Consider the following 19361-nt stretch of genomic DNA (forward strand, 5'->3'; position numbering starts at 1 on the left):
GCGCATCGGAATCACGGCCGCGCCGCGTCAAACAGCATCAGTTGTCGAACACGCCATGTTCGGCATGCACGGGCTGGCGGTCGACGGCCTGCAGCCGCCAGTAGCCGCTCATCGGCGCATGCGCCACCGCCGACGACCATGCCGCCGAGCCTTGCGCCGCGCTCACGCGCAGCTTGCGATCGACATGCAGGCCGCGCAACGTGCAAAGCGGCTCGTCGTCGCGCGGTGCGCACAGCGTCGTCACGCCATCGACATCATGCACTTCCCCCCATGCGGGGAAGTCGATGCCCTGATGTGCTTCTCTGGACCATCGATGCTGCTCGGTATCGAGCCAGAGCACAGCGTAATCGTGATTCACGCTGGGATCCGACCCGTTGATCAAAATCGTGAGGCGCATTGGGAGCTCCGGACGAAAGATAGATGACGAACGTGGAGACGCGGGATGCCTTCAGTCTAGGTCGGAGCAATGTATTAGCAAGACGTTCCCGCAAATTGCATCGGGCACTTGTTACGGAATACTTGCGCGGACCCACGCGCCATGACAGCGGCAAGGCAGCGGGCGTCAGCTATTGTGAAAAATGCCCGCCTGAAAGACGCAAAAAGCGTGAAAACCGCCGCGTTCGACTATCGGCTGCATTGAAAAACACAATTGGGGAACGGGTTGCGCAACTCCTAGATTTAAAGAGGCACATCCGGCGTGTGGCGTCGGCATGTGCTCTCAAAGCGCGTAAAGAGACGCACCGATGTCCAGCGCGCACCCACAATGCAGGCACGGATGGAGGCATCAGATGTCACAGCTCAAGGGCTCCAGAACCGAAGAAAATCTGAAGGCCGCGTTCGCTGGCGAATCGCAGGCGAATCGTCGTTATCTATATTTCGCAGCCAAGGCCGACGTCGAGGGACAGAACGATGTCGCCGCGCTGTTCCGTTCGACCGCCGAAGGTGAGACCGGGCACGCACACGGTCACCTCGAATATCTCGAAGCGACCGGCGATCCGGCGACGGGCTTGCCGTTCGGGTCTTCGCGTCTGAATCTGGAGGCTGCGATTGCTGGCGAAACGCACGAATACACCGATATGTATCCGGGCATGGCCAGGGCGGCGCGCGAAGAAGGCTTCGATGAAATCGCGAACTGGTTCGAAACGCTCGCGAAAGCGGAGCGCAGTCACGCGAATCGCTATACGAAGGCACTCGACGCGCTGGTCGACTGACAGGCCGCTCGCCGGTCTGAATCGACGCCACTGAAGCACGCACCCCCGCGCGTGCGCAATGTGTGCGCACGCCTGTCGCGTGCCGCGCGCGCTGCGCGGTGCGGTGCTGCTTCGTCCGATCGCATCGCTTTCGCAAGAGGAGCCTGACGCCATGCCCCATAAAGAAGGCAGTCTGGAGGCGCCCACACGACATCCGCTCGACTGGCTCTCGGACGGGTTTTACGATCAGGCATCGCTCGACAAGGAGCTGACGCGCGTATTCGACATCTGCGCGGGCTGCCGGCGCTGCGTTTCATTATGTGGCGCGTTTCCCGCGCTGTTCGATCTCGTCGACGAAACCGACGGCGGCGAAGCGCACGACGTCGATACGCGCGCGTTCGGCAAGGTCGTCGACCAGTGTTATCTGTGCGATCTCTGCTACATGACGAAATGCCCGTATGTGCCGCCGCATCCGTGGAACGTCGATTTTCCGCATCTGATGCTGCGCGCCAAGGCGGTCGATTACAGGCGCGGCGACGTGCCGTTACGCGACAAGTTCCTTTCGAATACCGATGCGCTCGGTCATCTGGCCGGCATTCCCGTTGTCACGCAGACGGTGAACGCGGTGAACCACACGTCGGCGGCGCGCGGCGTAATGGAAAAGGCGCTGGGCGTCGACAAAGACGCATGGTTGCCCGATTTCGCGGCCCGCAAGTTTCGCGGCGCGGCCCGCAAGTCTCCGCAAAAGCCGGTTCGGGACGGCGAGCGCACGCCCGGCAAGGTCGCGATTTACGCGACCTGTTACGTGAATTTCAACGAACCGGGCATCGGTCACGATCTGCTTGCCGTGCTCGCGCACAACGATATTCCTTACGAGCTCGTTAAAAGCGAAGCGTGCTGCGGCATGCCGCTGCTCGAACAGGGCAACCTGCAGGGCGTCGCGGACAAGAAAGAGAAGAACATGCCCGTGCTCGCGAAATACGCGCGCGAGGGCTACGCGATCATTGGCGCGATTCCGAGTTGCGTGCTGATGTACAAGCACGAACTGCCGCTGATGTTCCCTGACGACGAAGCGGTGCGTGCCGTCAGCGAAGCGTTCTGGGATCCGTTCGAGTACTTCGTGTCGCGCCATCGCGACGGACTGCTGAAAACCAACTTCAAGACCGCACTCGGGAAAGTGTCGTATCACGTACCCTGTCACGCGCGGGTGCAGAATATCGGACGCAAGACGTTCGATATGTTGTCGCTCGTGCCCGAAACGAAGGTCAGCGTGATCGAGCGCTGCTCGGGTCATGCAGGCACGTTCGGCGTAAAGAAGGAGTTCCACGCGATGGCGATGAAGATCGGCACGCCGGTCTTCAAGGCGATGGCACAACCCGAGCCTGATTACATCTCGTCGGACTGCCAGCTCGCGGGGCATCACATCGAACAGGGTATCGACGAAAACGGCCTGCATCGCGCTGAACTTGCGCACCCGCTAACGCTGCTGCGCAAGGCGTACGGCATCTGACACCGACAAAGTGAGGCACGTCATGAGCATCGCCCGGAATTCGCTGCTTTCGCTGGAAACGTACGCAAAGTCGCGCAAGGCGATGCGTGCGCAGGTCATCGAACACAAGAAAGCGCGCACCGTACCGCTCGGCAATCACGTGACCTTCCTGTTCGAGGACGAAACGACGATCCGCTATCAGATCCAGGAAATGCTCCACATCGAGAAAATTTTCGACGAGGAAGGCATCCAGGCCGAGCTCGACGCCTATCTGCCGCTCGTGCCCGATGGCAGCAATCTGAAAGCGACGATGCAGATCGAGTATGAAAACGAAATCGAGCGACACGCGGCGCTCGCGCGGCTGATCGGTATCGAGGATCGCGTGTTCGTGCAGGTCGACGGCGAAGCACCGGTGTATGCCATCGCCGACGAAGACCTGGAGCGCGATAACGCGGATAAAACCTCGGCGGTGCATTTCGTGCGCTTCGAACTGACGCCTTCGATGAAGGCGCGCCTGCGCGACGGCGCGGCGCTCAGTATCGGTAGCGATCATCCGAACTACCCGGTGCCGCTTTATGCGATCGAGCCGGGTGTTCGCGCTTCGCTCGTCAGGGATCTGAAGTAGCGCCTTCAGGCGCCTGGGCAGACTGGAGGCGTCGGGCGCGAGCAGGCAGGTTGCATGGCATGTGGCGGAACATCGGAACGACGCTGTACCCCACGCATATCAGGCCGTTCGCTTCGCGGCGGACCTTCCGGCGAAAAGCCGGCGCGTCATGTCGAACGCCACCAGATTGCCGGCCACCACCAGCACCAGTCCAACCACTGCCAGCACCGACCATCGGTAGCCTTCGAACACTGTCGACAGCGCGAGCGCGACGATCGGGAACAGCACGGTGCAATACGCGGCCCGTTCCGGCCCGATGCGTCCGACGAGCGTCAGATAGGCGGTGAAGCCGATGACCGAGCCCGGGATCGCGAGATAGGCAAGCGCGCCGAGATAGCGCGGCCCCGCTTCCAGCGCGAACGGCAGGCCGGCGGCGAGGCTGCCGAGCGTCAGCACGCTTGCGCCGATCAGCATCGCCCAGCTGTTCGTGACCAGCGGATGCAAGCCCATGCCCTGCATCCGGCTGGACAGCAGATTACCCGCCGAGAAGCACATCGTGCCGAGAAAGGCGATGCCGAGCCCGCGCCACATGACGACGTCGCCCGCGTGCAGCGCCATCTGCTGCTCGAACAGACACGCGATGCCGGCGAGCCCCAGCAGCGCACCGACGATCGCCGTCGGCTGCAGTGTGCGTCCCATGAAGAGGCGGCCGTTGATCGAGTTCAGCAGCGGCGCCGTCGAAAACACCACGGCGACGAGGCCGCTCGGCACCACCTGCTCCGCGTAATAGAAGCACAGGAAGTTGACACAAAAGAGCGCGAGACCCTGCGCCGCCAGAAAGCGCCACGCCGCGCGCGGCGGCCACATCGGGCGACGCATCACGCGCAGGATCGCGAACAGCACGAGCGTGGCGAGCCAGAAACGCAGCGCGATCGAGACGGGCGGCGGCGTGACGCCCAGTTGCCATTTGATGGCGATCCACGTGGTGCCCCAGATCAGCACGGTCACGGCGTAAAGAAGCGGATTCATAAGCGGTATGGGTGGAAGCAGCCAGACATTCGGAAGCGCTGACTATGCACGCGCGGGCGTCGCGCGACTTGTCCAGGATTGCGCACTTTTCCTGCCCGTGCCAGCGGCGGCGGGGTGTTGCCCGTATACTTCATGCATCTTTCCTGCTCATCGCGACGCCCCGGCCGTGAATACGAATTCGCCCGTTCCGTTGATCGACCCTGCCGGGCCGCCGTTCGGGCTGCACTCGGTGTGTCGCACGCTGGGCGAATCGAACGCGACGCTGGAGAAGTTCGCGTGGCTTGGCGACCAGCTGGCCGTCGCGATCTGGCGGCGCGATACCGAAGAAGCGGAGACGATCTACGACCGGCCCGGTCATCACACGCTGTCGTGCTATCTGAACGGCGGCTACCGGACCGAACGCCAGAAGATGCCAGGCCTGTACGGCGCACCAAGCCGGCTATGCGCGCTGCCGGGCGATCACGAGTCGCGCTGGTGGGTGCGTGGACACATGCACTTCATGCATCTGTATTTCCTGCCTGGGCATTTCACGCGTCGCGCCGTGCAGGAACTCGATCGCGAGCCGCGCGAACTGACGCTCGCCGACCGCACGTATTTCGAGCATGCCGAAATCGCGCAACGCTGCCAGACGCTCGCCAACGAACTGTGGGACGACCCGGACGGACGCCTGCGTGCCAACGAAGCCGCCCACGACGTGCTGAGCCTGCTGCTGAGGGCGCAATCCGTGCAGCGAACGGACGTTGTACGTAAGGGCGGGTTGTCGGTGGCGACGCGCCGCCGCTTGCGCGACTACATCGCGGCGAACCTGACGGCGTCGCTTACGCTCGGCGAGCTGGCCGAGGTCGCGTGCCTGTCGGAATTCCATCTGGCGCGGATGTTCCGCACGTCGTTTGGTCTGCCGCCGCATGCCTGGGTCGCGCAGCAGCGACTCGACCGCGCGCGTGAACTGCTGCGCACGACCGCGCTGCCGCTCGAGCGGGTCGCGCTGCAAAGCGGCTACGCGAATCCGAGCCACCTGAGCCATCGTTTTCGCGCGGCGCTGGGCGCCACGCCCACGGCGTATCGCCGGACGATGCGGTCGGCCTGAACCGGTCCACGATCGATCAGGACCACAGGCCGGATTCTTCGTTCGGCCGCTGGTCGAATACCAGCACTTCGGCGTTGTCGCGGAAACGCTCGCGGGGCAGGCCGGCGCCTGAACGCCGGCCGTGCAGATGAAGACGGGCCAGCGCGCAAGGCCGGCCCGCGCTCGCGGGTTTCAGGTCCGTGCTACGCGGCGCAACGGCTGCCACGTTTCGTCCTTCAACGTGTGGGCCTCGCCGCGCGGCGTAAGGTGCGTCGCGCCGGATTCACGCAGCAGATCGCGCAGCTCGTTGATGACCGGAAACACTTCATGGTTCCAGTCCTCGCCCTGTTTGTCGTGCGCGGCCTGCTCGGCTTCGACGATCTCGCGGTCTTCCCTGAAAATGCGCTCGGTGAACCACACCAGCAACGGCCACGCCAGATCGAGCGCGCCCGGAATGCCCGGCTTCCTGATCGACAGCAGCCCGAACGTGCGGTTCGTGCGCTGCTCGGCATCGAGCGGCACGTAGATGATCCAGAGATTCATCACGAGCGTCTGGTCGGACGTGCGGATCTGTAGCGTCTGATACGGATATTCCGTACGGATCGTCATCACGTCCTTGTCGTTCTGGCCGCCGCTGCTGCGGTTCTGGCCGAACACGAGTGCCTCGCCGACCGGCTGCTTGCCTTCCATGCGCGCGAACGTGTAGTCGACCTCGACCCAGCCTTCGCCGCGCCGACGCCCGAGCGAACGGGCGCGCATCTGGCCCATCTGCCGGCGGTGCAGGAACTGGTGGTTCATGTCCATCAGGTTCTCGTGCATGAACGAGTAATGACATTTGACGGCGCGGCCGAAACGACGGGTCTTGTACGCCTTGTCGTTCACCGAGGCGAGCGGTGGCAGCGGTTTTGTTTCCGCGAGTGCGGGGTCGCCGGGAAACACGAAGATCAGGCCTTCGACTTCCTGACACGGATACGAGCGCACGCCGTTCGGCAGCCGTTCGCGACCCAGGTACGGCACATCGATGCACTTGCCCGAGCAGTCGTAGGTCCAGCCGTGATAGCCGCAACGGATCGATTCGCCATCGACGACACCCTGATGCAGCGGTACCTGGCGGTGCGCGCAGCGGTCTTCCAGCGCGAACACCTTGCCGGACTCCGTGCGCGCCAGCACGATCGGCTCGCCGGCAAAATGGACGCCGTGTGTCTTGCCGCGCTTCACTTCCCGCGACCACGCGAGCGGATACCAGTTATCCGGGTGAATGGGCACGCGACGCAGGTCGCGCACCGGCGCCCCCGCGGCTGCGCCGGAAGCGGCCTCATCAAGGGTGCTGCTATCCAGCGTGGGAACTGCATGCATGGGGGACGCCTCCTTGCGACTGAACTGGATCCCGTCGATTGAAATAATTGACAGCAATTGGATGAACTTCGCCGGTCAGTCTACTCGAACCAAAGTCCGCGCGCAGTGTTTGCGAATGCCGGGTTTGCTCGCCCTGGCCCGCCTGGCGGGCGCGCGGCGCCGCTGGCGGCCCGGAGCCGGGCGGTAAATATGTCTCGCCGCGGCGCTTCGATGCCGCTATTTTCGTGGCTCGCGGCCGCTGGATTTCCGGTCACTGGCGCGATCGCCACCCGCGTCATCGTCACCGTCGTCGCTCTGGACGAACGGCGAATCCGTGTCGACGCCGCCCGCGCTCAGCGCGATCCGGGCCTCTTCGGCGAGCTTTTCATAGTGTCGGCGAAAACGGGTCAGGTCACGCTCTTCCAGTTCCTCGAGGTCGAGCAGCGCGTTGTGCGCGCCCTCGATCGCGCGGATCAGCTCGTCGAGCTTGATCTGCATCGCGGCCGTATCGCGGTTCTGGGTGTTCTGGATCAGGAACACCATGAGGAAGGTCACGATCGTGGTCGACGTATTGATGACCAGCTGCCACGTGTCGCTGTAGTGGAAGAGCGGCCCGGTGACCGCCCACAGCACGACCAGCGCCGCGGCGACCACGAACGTCAGCGGGCGGCCCGTCATCGTGGAAAGGAAGCTCGAGAATTTCGAAAACCAGGTTCTGTGCATCCAGATCTCCGTCTTCAGGTTGACCGGTCGGGGACGTCTGTACTTCCGGCTGGATGATGACACACCGTCCCCCACACGAGGCGGCATCACGCCCTACAATGGCAGTCTGTCTTTTCCATTGTCGATCCATCTGTCAGGGAGCCCGGGCATGAATCCATCCGCCGCTATTGTCACTATCCTGGGTGCGCTGCTGATCGGCGCGATGAGCCCCGGACCCAGCTTCCTGATCGTCGCGCGCAGCTCGATCGGCCTGTCGCGGCGCGACGGCCTCGCGACGGCGCTTGGGATGGGCGTCGGCGGCGTGTTTTTCAGCGGCATCGCACTCGTCGGGCTGTATACCGTGCTGGCGGCCGTCGGCTGGCTTTATCTGGGGCTGAAGGTGGCGGGCGGCCTGTATCTGATCTGGATCGCGTCGAAAATCTGGCGCGGCGCGGCCTCGCCGTTCACCGTCGACGCGACCGTGGGCGCCGGACGGCAGGATGCACGCAAGTCGTTCTGGATCGGCCTGAGCACGCAGCTGAGCAATCCGAAGACGGCGATCTATTACGGCAGTATCTTCGCCGCACTGCTGCCGCATCATCCGCCGCTGTGGTGCTATTTCCTGCTGCCGCCCGCCGTGTTCACCATCGAAGCCGGCTGGTACACCGTCGTCGCGCTCGGGTTTTCGAGCCGCCGGCCACGTGAGATGTATATCCGGGCGAAGGCGTGGGTCGACCGGATCGCGGCAGGCGCGATCGCCGCACTCGGCCTGCGCCTGATCTGGACGGCGCATAAAGCCGGTATCTGATCGTGCTGTGACGGGAGCGGGAGCGGTTCTTGCCGCCCGCGAATGCGGGAGACCGCACAGCCGATCCCACGCCGCGTCCCACCTTCACCGGCACGCAACCGGCGCGGCAACCACCACTCCGGCTGTCAGACGTAACCGGTCAAGTCTTTGTTCTAATGGACTTTGCTGCCTACACTTCACTACAGGCAGCAGCTTCACCTGATCATGTGTCTCCTGTTATGTCAAAACAACAGAAAGGAGTCTGATCCATGTTCCAGCAGATTCTCAATCCAGCTGGCAACCTCTTTGTGTCATGGTTGCTGGCGCTCATCCCCGTGGTTGTTCTTCTGATCCTGCTTGCGGTCTTCAAGCTTTCCGCGTGGATTTCCGTATTGATCGGCGCCATTGTCACGCTGGTGCTGGCGGTGGCGGTGTGGCACATGCCGGTCGACACCGGAATCCGGGCATACGTCTATGGTTCGCTGACGGGCATCTGGGCAGTCGACTGGATCACGTTCTGGGGCGTGATGATGTTCAACTCGCTGACCTTGACCGGTACGTTCGATGACTTCCGGCGCTGGCTGACGAGCCTCGGCACCGCGGACGTCCGGGTGCAGACGATCCTGTTCGCCTGGGCGTTCGGCGCCCTGCTGGAGGGGCTCGTTGGTTTCGGCTATCCGTGGGCATTTGTCGCGCCTATCCTGATCGCCCTTGGCATCCCTGATCTCGACGCCATCCGGGTTGCGGCGATCGCGAATAACGCCCCGGTGTCGTATGGCGCGCTCGGCGTGCCAATCGTCGCACTTGCCGCCGTGACGGGCCTTCCGCTCATGGCGCTGTCCGCCTCGGTGGCGCACATCGTGGCCGTGCTTGCGCTGCTGCCGCCGTGGATCCTGATCTACCTGGTCTCCGGACGAACCGGTCTGCGCGATGGCTGGCCGCTCGCCGTGGTCGGCTCCCTCGCCTACATCGCAGGACAGTATCCTGTGGCGGTTTATCTTGGACCTTATCTGCCCGATATAACGGGCGCGATCGTCTGCTTTGCGGCCCTGCTTGTGCTGCTGCGTTTCTGGCGGCCGAAACGCGTACTCGGCTACGGCGGCAAACCGGTCGATGCGGCGCTTGCCGCAGCGGGCAACGAGCCACACGGCCTGTCCGGCGGCCGGGTGTTTCGCGCCTGGTTGCCCTTCATCGTCCTGATCGTGGTGGTCGTACTCTGGACCGGTCCCTGGTCGCCCTTGCCGCGCATCGTGTGGTTCAAGCTTTCGGTCGCCGCGGGCTCGTCGATCCATCAGGGCTCGACGGTGGCCGCTACCTTCGCTTTTGCGCCCTTTATCGGCGGCTCGGCCATCCTGGCGTCGTGGTTCATCATCAGCCTGCTGCTTGGCATGAAGCCCGCGCAATATGCGGAGGCCTTCCGCCGCACATGGCACCAGATGTGGGGAGCCATGCTGGTGGGCATCTTCATCTTCGGCCTCGCCTATGTCTTCAATTTCTCGGGCATGGCGGCTTCCCTTGCCGAGGGATTCTCGAAGCTCGGCGTCGCTTTCATCATCGTCGCGCCCATTCTGGGCTGGATTGGCGTGGCGCTGTCCGGCAGCAATACGTCCACGAACGCGATGTTCGGCTTCTTTCAGGTGACAGTCGGGCGCCTGCTGGGCTTTCCAACGCTGCTCCTGCCGTCGCTCAATTCGGTGGGAGCCGAAGTCGGCAAGCCGGTGGCGCCACAGACCGCAAGTGTCGGTGTATCGACGAGCCGCTTTGTACGCAACGAAGGCGAAGTGATCCGCCACAACATGGGGTGGACGTTCATCATGCTGATCTACCTGGTGGTGATCGGGGTCGGGTTTTACTTCTTCGCGCCTGGCCTGATGACGCTCCCCGGAGGCCAATAAGGCTCGCAGAAGCGCCCGCTGTCTGAGAAGGCGATCCCGTTACTTCGCTGGCCCGAAGATATTGATCATGTTGCCTTCGGGATCGCGGATCATCGTCGAGCGCAGATGCGCTGAAAGCGGCTGGTCGGCCCACACGATCTCGACGGTGTGCCGCACGAGCGCGGCGGTCGCGGCAGGCAGATCGTCCGTTTCCAGCACGAGCGCTTTCCAGCCCGGCACGTTCAGATGCCCAGGCGGCGCGGTGCGATCGACCGGGCGACCGGTTTCGCCGGCACGCGATACCAGTTCGATGCGCATGCCGCCGGCTTCGATCATCGCGTAGTCGGCGCCGACGGCATCGAACCGCCCGCGTTCGCTTACGGCAAAGCCCAGCACGGCTTCGTACCACGCGATCATCGCGTCGAGGTCGCGCACGGCGAGCGCGAAGTTATGCAGCCGCAAACCGCCGACTGGCGCAGGCTTCGTTTGAATCGTTGACATCACGGACTCCTTGCGACGAAACCAGCGCTTCGTCGGTTGCTATTTTTTGCGATCGGTGGCCGGCCGGCGCGCGGGCCGGCCTTCAGTTGCGTGACTGATGCGTAAAGTCGCTCAGGCCGTGATTTCCGCGTTCTGCGGGAACAGCGCGCGACGGGTTTCCTCGTCGAACGCCGCCTTCAGCGTCAGCTTTTCCTTGAGTGCCTGCGCGCGGGCAGCGGCCGGGCGCGTCGAGATTTCGTCGACGACCCGCTTCACGTTCGGATAATCCGTCAGACCTTTCTCGCCGAGGATGTAGCCGGCGAAGTTTGCCCAGCCCCACAGCGCCATGTCGGCGATCGTGTATTCGTCGCCGGCCAGATACTTCGACTGCGCGAGACGGTCGTCGAGCACGCGGTAATGACGCCCGACTTCCTTCAGGTAGCGGTTGCGCGCGTACGGCAGCGCTTCCGGTGCGTGATGCAGGAAGTGGACCGCCTGACCCGAGAACGGTGACAGGCCGGTTGCGACGAACTGCAGCCACGACAGCATCCGGGCGTGTTCCTTCGCCGTCGAAGGGATGAAGCGGCCGTGCTTCGCGCCGAGGTAGAACAGGATCGCGTGCGAATCGAACACGACGACGCCGTCGTCATCGATCGCGGGCACTTTCCCGTTCGGATTGATCTTCAGGAAGTCGGGCTGGTGCTGCTCGCCCTTGAAGGTGGCGACTGCGACGAGTTCGAAAGGCGTCTGCAGTTCTTCGAGCAGCAACGCGGCTTTCATCGGATTCGGCGACGGGTGGAAATAAAACTTCAGCATGATGATTCCCTGATTAAGTGAGTGACAGCAAACGCTGGAGACGAGGCTGGCCACGACCATGCGGCGAACCGCGTGGTCGAAGATCGTTTTGGACTAACTGGACGCGGCGCGCGCCTCATGCCGCGCCGCGATATGTGCAACCGCGTCCGGCCGGGCAGGCCGGAGCGGCGTCAGACGATGGGCGGCGCGTTACCGGAAAGCCGTGCGCGATCGTGCGGCGTGGTGAAGTTCTGTACCGGGCCGAGCGGCACGATGCCGGTCGGATTCACTGAAGGATGGCTCTCGTAGTAATGCCGCTTGATGTGCCCGAAATCCACCGTGCCCGCGACGCCCGGCAACTGGTAAACATCGCGTGCATAAGCCGACAGGTTCGGGTAATCGGCGATTCGCCGCAGATTGCATTTGAAGTGCCCGACATACACCGCGTCGAAGCGGATCAGCGTGGTGAAGAGACGGATGTCGGCTTCGGTGACGTGATCGCCGGTCAGGAAGCGGTGCGTCGCGAGTTTCTCCTCGAGCCAGTCGAGCGAATCGAAGAGCGGCACGACGGCTTCTTCATACGCCTGCTGCGTCGTCGCGAAGCCCGACTTGTAGACGCCGTTGTTTACGGTGTCGTACACGCGCAGGTTGATCGCATCGATTTCTTCGCGCAGCGTCGCGGGATAAAAATCGCCCGCTTTCGCGCCGATTCCGTCGAATGCCGAGTTCAGCATGCGGATGATTTCCGACGACTCGTTATTGACGATCTTCCCCTGCCATTTGTCCCACAGGACCGGCACGGTCACGCGGCCGGTATAGCCAGGATCGGCGGCGGTATAGACCTGATGCAGCAGGCGCGCGTGGTTGACCATATCGGGCACGACGCCGGGGCCGTCGGCGAACGTCCAGCCGTTTTCGAGCATCAGCCAGTTCACGACCGACACGCTGATCATCTCTTCGAGTCCCTTGAGCGCGCGCAGGATCAGCGTGCGGTGCGCCCACGGGCAGGCGAGGCTCACGTACAGGTGATAGCGGCCCGCTTCGGCCTTGAAGCCGCCGACGCCGCCCGGACCCGCCGAGCCATCGGCGGTGACCCAGTTGCGAAACGCCGCGTCCTTGCGCACGAACCGGCCGCCGGTCGCTTTCGTGTCGTACCACCGGTCCTGCCACTGGCCATTCACGAGAAGTCCCATTTCACTGCTCCTTGAGCGCGGGCGGCGTGTGCCTCGAAGGCACCTGCGCCCGCCTGCATCGATATACGGTTCGCTGCCCGGCCGCGCCGGCTTATTGCGGCAACGGCGGCGTGTTCTTCTTGTCGAAGCCGCTTTCCGGAATCGCCGACGGGCCGGCGCCCGGCAGATCCGGCGCGAGCACGACGCGACGGTCGTCGAGCTGTTTGATCAGCGGCAGCCACATGTGGCTCGACTCGGCGTAGCCGTGCAGCAGGACGACCGGTGTTGCGTCGCCGTGACCTGCCGCAAGGTAATGCAGCTCGATACCATTCGCATTGATCGAACGATCCTGGACGACGGGTTGCGTGGCGGCGTGTGTGGCCGACAGCATCGCGCCGGCGGCCAGCAGGGCCGCGCCAGCGTGCTTTGCGACTTTGTTCAAGAGGCTCATGACGGTTTTCTCCGGTGAGATTTCCAGCGATCCCGACAGGGATCTTCTGGTGACGTGATGCCATGGTGGACTGGCGCACCGGTTTTGCCGTACGATTTTTCCGATGAACTCGTTCGACGGAGTTGAACATGTTGTCAGAAGACGAATTGTCCCTGCTGGAGGCGATACGGGAGAGCGGCAGCCTCTCGCGGGCGGCGGCGCGGCTGGGCAAGGCGCCTTCGACCGTTTCGCACGCCGCGCGGCAGCTGGAAACCCGGTTTGACGCGCTGCTCTTCGACCGGCGCCGCTACCGGCTGCAACTCACGCCGGCGGGGCATCTGCTGGCGCAGGAGGCGGCGCGGCTGATGCAGGACGTCTCGCGCATGACGCAGCGCGTGCGCCAGATCGCGAGCGGCTGGGAAGACCGCCTGTGGATCGTCACCGACGAAATCCTGGAGTTCGAGTTCCTGATGCCGGTCGTGCATGCGTTCGATGAGCTGAACTCCGGCGTCACGCTGCGCATGACGGGCGAAGTGCTCTCCGGCACGTGGGAAGCGCTGCGCGACGGTCGCGCCGACCTGATCGTCGGTGCGACCAATGAACCGCCGGCCATTCCGGGATTGCGCTGGTTCGAGCTGGGCTCGATGGAATGGGTGTTCGCCGTGTCGCCGCGCCATCCGCTCGCCGCGGTGGAAGAGCCGCTGCGGCGCGAGCGGATCGTCGCGCATCGCGCGGTCGTGGTGGCGGACTCGTCGCGGATGACAGGCGGGCGCGCATACGGCGTCGTCGGCGGGCAGCCGGCGCTTGCGGTGCCCAGCATGCGCGCGAAAATCCTCGCCCAGCGCGACGCGCTCGGTGTCGGCTGGCTGCCGCGCTATCGGGTGGCATCGCTGCTCGAACGCGGCGAGCTGGTGGAAAAGGCAACCGCCGATCCGCGCGAGCCGAACGTGCTCTATGTGGCATGGCGCGGCGATCACGAAGGCCGCGCGCTGCAGTGGTGGCTCGAACAGTTGCGTCAGCCGAGGCTCGCGCAACGTCTCGTGCAGGGAATGGATCGCTTCGCGTGAACGGACGGCGGCGACGAAGACGAAACGCGTTACGTCTCGCTCCAGAGCCGCAGCAGGTTGTGATACACGCCGACGAGCGTGCGCTTTGCCGATTCGTCGCCGTTCGTTGCGTTCAGACGCTGGATCGCGTTGTCCATGTCGTACAGCAGCGCGCGCTTCGTATCGTCGCGCACGAGGCTCTGCGCCCAGAAGAAGCTCGACACCCGTGCGCCGCGCGTGACCGGCCGCACCTGATGCAGGCTCGTACCCGGATAGAGAATCGCGTGCCCGGCGGGCAGCTTCACTTCCTGCACGCCGAAGGTATCCTCGATCAGCAGCTCACCGCCGTCGTATTCGTCGGGCGGCGTGAGAAAGAGCGTGATCGACAGATCGGTGCGCACGCGCGCGCCGTGTCCGGGAACGAGGCGGATCGCGCCATCCACGTGACTGCCGAAGTGCATGCCGCCTTCGTAGCGGTTAAAGAGCGGCGGATACAGCTTGTTCGGCAGCCCCGCGCTGATAAACACCGGATGCCGCTCCAGCGATGCGACGATGATTTCGCCCATTTCCGCCGCGATCGGCGAGCCTTCCGCGATCTGCTGGTTGCGCTTGACCGGCGCGCCCTGATAGCCCGCCGTCGCGCGGCCGTCCACCCATGAATCCGTGGCGGCTTCGAGCCGCGCACGCATCGTGGCGGCGTCTGCGGGACTGAGAACGTCCGGGATCGTGACAATCATCGTGTGATACTTCCTGCGTCAAACCGCCCGTTTCCCCAGAAGCGAAACGGGCGGTGTTTCGTGAACCGTCGCCTGACTGATCCAGCGCAGCGATCAGAAGAAGCGATAGTTTAGCGTGGCAAGGAAGGTGCGGCCGTAACCCGGCACCGCGCGGCCGCCGTCGGACGGAATCAGCGCGTCGTAGTACTTCTTGTCCGTGAAGTTCAGCAGGTTGAACTGCACGTCGTACTTCTTCGCGTGATATGCGGCCATCGCATCCCAGCGCGTGTAGCCGCCGACCGACACCAGATTGTTGTTCGCCGCATAACGCGACGACGTGTACACCGGGCCGCCGCCGACCTGCCAGTGCGGCGTGAAGTCGTACGTGGTCCACAACGTGAGCATGTTGCGCGGCGTGTTGGCGGGTGTCTTGCCCGCGGTGCCGTCGAGCGCTTCCAGCACGGTGCCGTTCATGTACGTGTAGCCGCCGAACACCTGCCACTTGTTCGTGATGTGGCCGGCAAGTCCGAGCTGATAGCCGCGCACGCGGATGTCGCCGTCGAGCTGGTAGTTGCCGGTTGCATCCTGCGTGCGTGCGTTCGTCTTTTCGATGTCGAAGAGCGACTGCGTCACGGACAGTCCGCCGCCCAGCAGATCCCACTTCGAGCCGATTTCATACGAGCGGTTCTTTTCCGGCGGCAGGTTCTGCTGGCCGTTCGTGAGCGTCAGCGCTTCGAGCGAAGGGTCGAACGACGTGCCGTACGACACGTAGTACGACTGCCAGTCGGTCGGCTGATAGATGATGCCGCCGCGCACGCTGGTGAAGAAGTTCGTCTGCGTGGCGTAGCCCGGCACGTTGATCGAATTGTTGATCGACGCCTCGTAGCGATCCCAGCGCACGCCGCCGACCACTTTCCAGTGTTCGCCGAGCGAAATCGTATCGTTCATGTAGAGGCCGATGCCGTTCGCGCTCGATTCGGCGAGATTGGTGGCCACCTCGTTCACATTCGCCGGACGCGTGGTGTACGTCGGGTCGATCAGCGGCACGATTGCCAGCGTGTTCGACGGCAGGCCCGGCGTGGTCGCGGTGAAGGACTGGTTGCTGTACGTCTCGTGGCTCAGGTCGACGCCCACGATCACGTCGTGCCTGACGAAACCCGTATTGAACTTCGCTTCGAGATCGGTCGAGTTGTACAGCGAGTGGTCGTTGATGTTGCGGTCTTTGCCCTGCAGCTTCACGTACAGCGACGAGAGCGGCAGCGTCGTGTAATTGCCGTTCGTGAGGGCGGTCGAGCTCGCGAGCGGGCCGGTCAGCACGGACGCCGCATTGGTCTCGCGCGCTTCGGTGCTGTAGTGGGCGATCTGCGTCTGGTTGCGCAGCGTCAGGTTTTCGTTGAAGCGATGCTGGATGCGCGCGGAGAACTGCTGCACGTCCTGCATCGTGCGGTCGTCGGTGAAGCCGTAGAACGCGCCGCGATTCACCGGCGCCGGATGACCGTTCAGGGACGGCACGCCGTAGTCCGCCTGGTCGCGGTTGTGCTGGATCAGCGCGGACAGCGTGATTTCGGTCGGCGTGCCGATGCCGAACTTCACTTCCGGCGCGACGCCGTAGTCCTTGTTCTTCATCACGTCGCGGCTCGAGCCGAGATCCTGGCCGAACGCGTTGATACGGAATGCGGCGGTATCGCTGATCGGCTGGTTCAGGTCGACGGTCGTGCGATAGCGGTCGTGCGTACCGGCCTGCACCGACACGTCGGCGCGCTGCTTGAGATTCGGCTCCTTGCTGACCTGGTTGATCACGCCGCCCGTCGAGCCACGCCCGAAATACAGCGACGACGGGCCGTACAGCACGTCGATCGATTCCAGGTTGAACGTATCGCGATAGTACTGGCCGCGGTCGCGGAAGCCGTCGAGATAGATGTCGGTGCGCGCCGTGAAGCCGCGCAGGTTGATGTTGTTGCCGATCTGGCCGCCTTCGGCCGCGCCGAGCGTGACGCCCGGCACGTTGCGCAGCGCGTCGCTGAACGACGTCGCGGCCTGCGATTGCAGCACCGCTTTCGGTACCACGACGGCGGCCTGCGGAATGTCGCGCAATGCAGTCGGCACCTTCGCGCCGACGCTCGATTTTTCGGGCTGGAAGTCGCCGATGTTGTCGCCCTGGCCGGTTATGTTGACGGCGGGCAGCGTATTGCTGGCGGCGTCGGCGTTAGCGGTCGGGGCGGATTGGGCTGGCTGGGCAGCGGGCGTGGCCGGCTGGGCGGTGGTCTGCGCGTACAGCGGTGTCGCGAATACAGCCAAAATGGCCGCCGCGAGCGGTGTCGTCCTGATCATCGTCGTGAATCCCTGTCGTTGTTGCGTTTCTTTTTTCGGTCTGGCGAAACACGGACGTCCCGCCGTGGCCCGCTGCGCGTCATGTCGCGCGCGCGATTCAACCCCGCCAGACCACTGTTCAGGGACCGGCAATGCCGTTAAATGCGAATCGTTATCATTTCACAAATGGTAACGATTCGCAACAAAGCCATGCATTTTGTGGGTATTTAATGAGTGTGCTTACAACACTTTCCGGCGGGACGTTTCAGGGAGAGGTGACGACGAAGCCCGGCAAAAAGCTTCGTGGAAGACTATGGAAGCAGCCATGGTGAAGCGCGCAAACCGCCCCGGATCTACGCGCGCGCTGCTCGCTTGATGGCCTGCGGCGGCTGGCCGAACGCGCGCAGAAACGCCCGACGCATCCGCTCGGTGTCGACAAAGCCGGTTTCGACCGCGACGGTTTCCAGCGAATGACGACCGGTCTCGATCATCGATCGCGCCGCTTCCACACGCAGGTTTTCGATGGCTTTCGCCGGCGACTGCCGCGTCTCGTCGCGAAACGCGCGGCTGAACTGGCGTGGGCTCAAATGCGCGACCTCAGCGAGCGTTTCCACCGACAGCCGCTCGCGCAGATGACCCTTAGCCCATGTGAGTGCGGTCTGGATGCGGTCGGAACGCGGCTGCAGGTCGAGCATCGCGGAAAACTGCGACTGGCCGCCGGTGCGCCGGTGATAGACCACGAGCTTTCTTGCGATCGCGCGCGAGACATCGGCGCCCAGATCGGCCTCGACGAGCGCGAGACACAGGTCGATGCACGCGGTCATACCCGCCGACGTCCACACCGAACCATCGACGATGAAGATGCGGTCGTCGTCCACCCGCGCTTTCGGGAAACGGTGTTGCAGTTCGCGGGCGAAAACCCAGTGCGTCGTGACCCGCCTGCCGTCGAGGATGCCCGCTTCGGCGAGCACGAATGCACCGGTACAGATGCTGGCGGTGCGCCGCGACGCGGCCAGCGCGCGATTCAGGAACGTGCGCAGGCCAGCCGACGAAGGCTCGACGAACATCGCGCCGGCCACGACCACTGTGTCGTACGCGGGATCGTCGAACGCCTTCGATTCGACCTGCACGCCCGCCGAACTGCGCACGAGCCCGCCATGCTCGGAGATGACCTCGATTTCATACGTTGGCTTGCCCGCCTCCAGGTTCGCAATCTCGAACACCGACACGGCGACCATGTCGAGAATCTGGAATCCCGGGAAAACCACCACACCGACGCGCTTCATCTCACCCCCTTCGTTTGGCCGCTGTTCCTGCTACATCGAACGATAATGTCCGAAAACGAGGTAAATACGTCATTTGAGACACGACGATACGCGCCTAGACTCTCCCATGTCAACAGCGGAAGCCGCCAGCCAACCGGGCATCCGTCGCGATTTTTCCCTTATTGATCAACATGAACGGCGCATCGCGGCGGCGCAGGCCGCGCGCTCAAGGAGAGTTTCAAATGGCAACTTCATCGAACAGGGGCACGGCGCTGGTTACGGGCGCATCGTCGGGCATCGGCGCGATTTACGCGGATCGTCTCGCGCGCCGCGGCTACGACCTGATCCTGGTGGCGCGCGATACGCAGCGTCTGGCGAACCTCGCGGACAGGCTGTCGACGGAAACCGGCCGCACGGTCGAAACGCTCGGCGCCGATCTGACCGTGACCGCCGACGTGCGCCGCATCGAAGCGCGTCTGCGCTCCGATGCGGGCATCACGATGCTGGTCAACAACGCCGGCGTCGGCGCGACGGCCACGCTGATCGATTCCGATCCGGACAGCCTCGAAAGCATGATCCAGCTGAACGTCGTCGCGCTGACGCGGCTGACGTCGGCGGTGGTGCCGGGTCTGGTCGCGCGTGGCAAGGGAACGGTGATCAATATTTCGTCGATCGTCGCGGTTTCGCCGGAGCTGCTGAACGGCGTGTATGGCGGCACGAAGTCGTTCGTGCTGAGCTTCACGCAGTCGCTGCATCACGAAGTCGGCTCGAAAGGCGTGCAGGTGCAGGCCGTGCTGCCGGGCGCAACCAGCACGGAGTTCTGGGATCGCGCGGGCATGCCGGTCACGGCGTTGCCGCAAGCCTGGGTGATGTCGGCCGCCGATATGGTCGATGCGGCGCTCGCCGGTCTCGACCAGGGCGAACTCGTCACGATTCCGTCGTTGCCGGATGCGGCGGACTGGCAAAAGGCCGACGACGCGCGTCTCGCGCTCGGCCCGAACCTGTCGCATAGCCGTCCGGCGGCGCGCTACGGCGTGGGCGCGGCGGCGTAACGGACCCGCGCGCGTTTGA

20 protein-coding genes are annotated in these 19361 nt (G+C 63.9%); 8 read left to right on the top strand and 12 right to left on the bottom strand.

Translation table 11 applies throughout. The annotated features are described in order from the left end of the window. Positions 1-37 precede the first annotated feature (37 nt). The gene (locus LPA37_RS24085) at positions 38-397 is read right to left on the bottom strand and encodes a DUF3564 domain-containing protein (protein WP_228980545.1); all 360 of its coding nucleotides are present in this window, start codon (positions 395-397) and stop codon (positions 38-40) included. 391 nt (positions 398-788) lie between these two features. Here LPA37_RS24085 and LPA37_RS24090 point away from each other — a divergent pair, with 391 nt between their 5' ends. The 3 genes from LPA37_RS24090 (at position 789) to LPA37_RS24100 (ending at position 3304) form a co-directional block, all read left to right on the top strand. Then, positions 789-1211, top strand: a complete 423-nt coding sequence (locus tag LPA37_RS24090) for a rubrerythrin family protein (RefSeq protein ID WP_228980541.1) — start codon at positions 789-791, stop codon at positions 1209-1211. A 151-nt stretch (positions 1212-1362) separates the two neighbouring features. Continuing rightward, on the top strand, positions 1363-2700 hold the full coding sequence (locus LPA37_RS24095) for a heterodisulfide reductase-related iron-sulfur binding cluster (protein WP_229013908.1): 1338 nt from the start codon (positions 1363-1365) through the stop codon (positions 2698-2700). A 22-nt stretch (positions 2701-2722) separates the two neighbouring features. Further along, entirely contained in the window at positions 2723-3304 is a 582-nt protein-coding gene (locus LPA37_RS24100; protein WP_229013909.1) for a DUF3501 family protein, read from the top strand. Between the two features lie 99 nt (positions 3305-3403). Here LPA37_RS24100 and LPA37_RS24105 read toward each other — a convergent pair whose 3' ends face one another. Then, positions 3404-4312 (bottom strand): DMT family transporter, encoded by a 909-nt coding sequence (locus LPA37_RS24105; RefSeq protein ID WP_228980536.1) that lies wholly within the window; start codon positions 4310-4312, stop codon positions 3404-3406. A gap of 166 nt (positions 4313-4478) precedes the next feature. Here LPA37_RS24105 and LPA37_RS24110 point away from each other — a divergent pair, with 166 nt between their 5' ends. Continuing rightward, positions 4479-5399: a helix-turn-helix domain-containing protein gene (locus tag LPA37_RS24110; RefSeq protein ID WP_228980534.1), complete on the top strand. Its 921-nt coding sequence runs from the start codon at positions 4479-4481 to the stop codon at positions 5397-5399. A 16-nt stretch (positions 5400-5415) separates the two neighbouring features. On the opposite strand, the gene LPA37_RS24115 is transcribed toward LPA37_RS24110, so the two are convergent. The 3 genes from LPA37_RS24115 to LPA37_RS24125 all read right to left on the bottom strand — a co-directional run bounded on the left by LPA37_RS24115 (position 5416) and on the right by LPA37_RS24125 (position 7436). After that, on the bottom strand, positions 5416-5604 hold the full coding sequence (locus tag LPA37_RS24115) for a hypothetical protein (protein ID WP_229013910.1): 189 nt from the start codon (positions 5602-5604) through the stop codon (positions 5416-5418). Continuing rightward, positions 5571-6734, bottom strand: coding sequence for an aromatic ring-hydroxylating oxygenase subunit alpha (locus LPA37_RS24120; RefSeq protein ID WP_229013911.1), 1164 nt, complete (start codon positions 6732-6734; stop codon positions 5571-5573). Before LPA37_RS24120 ends, LPA37_RS24115 begins: the two co-directional genes overlap by 34 nt. Before the next feature lie 216 nt (positions 6735-6950). Further along, complete coding sequence (locus LPA37_RS24125; protein WP_228980530.1) at positions 6951-7436, bottom strand: low affinity iron permease family protein; 486 nt, start codon at positions 7434-7436, stop codon at positions 6951-6953. 148 nt (positions 7437-7584) lie between these two features. Between LPA37_RS24125 and LPA37_RS24130 the strand changes: the two genes are divergently transcribed. Both LPA37_RS24130 and LPA37_RS24135 read left to right on the top strand, forming a co-directional pair. Beyond that, the gene (locus LPA37_RS24130) at positions 7585-8223 is read left to right on the top strand and encodes a LysE family translocator (RefSeq protein WP_229013912.1); all 639 of its coding nucleotides are present in this window, start codon (positions 7585-7587) and stop codon (positions 8221-8223) included. A 248-nt stretch (positions 8224-8471) separates the two neighbouring features. Beyond that, positions 8472-10097 carry an L-lactate permease gene (locus LPA37_RS24135; protein WP_229013913.1) on the top strand — a complete coding sequence of 542 codons (1626 nt, stop codon included), beginning with the start codon at positions 8472-8474 and terminating at the stop codon, positions 10095-10097. Between the two features lie 39 nt (positions 10098-10136). Here LPA37_RS24135 and LPA37_RS24140 read toward each other — a convergent pair whose 3' ends face one another. The 4 genes from LPA37_RS24140 to LPA37_RS24155 form a co-directional block, all read right to left on the bottom strand. Further along, positions 10137-10577, bottom strand: coding sequence for a VOC family protein (locus tag LPA37_RS24140; RefSeq protein WP_228980526.1), 441 nt, complete (start codon positions 10575-10577; stop codon positions 10137-10139). Between the two features lie 111 nt (positions 10578-10688). Beyond that, positions 10689-11372 (bottom strand): glutathione S-transferase family protein, encoded by a 684-nt coding sequence (locus LPA37_RS24145; RefSeq protein WP_229013914.1) that lies wholly within the window; start codon positions 11370-11372, stop codon positions 10689-10691. Between the two features lie 170 nt (positions 11373-11542). Then, positions 11543-12544 (bottom strand): glutathione S-transferase family protein, encoded by a 1002-nt coding sequence (locus LPA37_RS24150; RefSeq protein ID WP_229013915.1) that lies wholly within the window; start codon positions 12542-12544, stop codon positions 11543-11545. A 91-nt stretch (positions 12545-12635) separates the two neighbouring features. Further along, the gene (locus tag LPA37_RS24155) at positions 12636-12974 is read right to left on the bottom strand and encodes an alpha/beta fold hydrolase (RefSeq protein WP_229013916.1); all 339 of its coding nucleotides are present in this window, start codon (positions 12972-12974) and stop codon (positions 12636-12638) included. 128 nt (positions 12975-13102) lie between these two features. Here LPA37_RS24155 and LPA37_RS24160 point away from each other — a divergent pair, with 128 nt between their 5' ends. After that, positions 13103-14020 carry a LysR family transcriptional regulator gene (locus LPA37_RS24160; protein WP_228980518.1) on the top strand — a complete coding sequence of 306 codons (918 nt, stop codon included), beginning with the start codon at positions 13103-13105 and terminating at the stop codon, positions 14018-14020. A 29-nt stretch (positions 14021-14049) separates the two neighbouring features. Here the strand turns inward: LPA37_RS24160 and LPA37_RS24165 are convergent, their stop codons facing one another. From LPA37_RS24165 to LPA37_RS24175, 3 genes are all read right to left on the bottom strand, one after another. Further along, on the bottom strand, positions 14050-14736 hold the full coding sequence (locus LPA37_RS24165) for a Fe2+-dependent dioxygenase (RefSeq protein ID WP_228980517.1): 687 nt from the start codon (positions 14734-14736) through the stop codon (positions 14050-14052). 93 nt (positions 14737-14829) lie between these two features. Then, positions 14830-17046, bottom strand: coding sequence for a TonB-dependent receptor (locus LPA37_RS24170; RefSeq protein WP_229013917.1), 2217 nt, complete (start codon positions 17044-17046; stop codon positions 14830-14832). Between the two features lie 332 nt (positions 17047-17378). Further along, the gene (locus LPA37_RS24175) at positions 17379-18311 is read right to left on the bottom strand and encodes a GlxA family transcriptional regulator (protein ID WP_228980514.1); all 933 of its coding nucleotides are present in this window, start codon (positions 18309-18311) and stop codon (positions 17379-17381) included. A 221-nt stretch (positions 18312-18532) separates the two neighbouring features. Between LPA37_RS24175 and LPA37_RS24180 the strand changes: the two genes are divergently transcribed. Next, positions 18533-19342 carry an SDR family NAD(P)-dependent oxidoreductase gene (locus LPA37_RS24180; RefSeq protein ID WP_228980511.1) on the top strand — a complete coding sequence of 270 codons (810 nt, stop codon included), beginning with the start codon at positions 18533-18535 and terminating at the stop codon, positions 19340-19342. Positions 19343-19361 lie beyond the last annotated feature (19 nt).

This window comes from Paraburkholderia gardini (assembly GCF_907164545.1).
Lineage (GTDB): Bacteria > Pseudomonadota > Gammaproteobacteria > Burkholderiales > Burkholderiaceae > Paraburkholderia > Paraburkholderia gardini.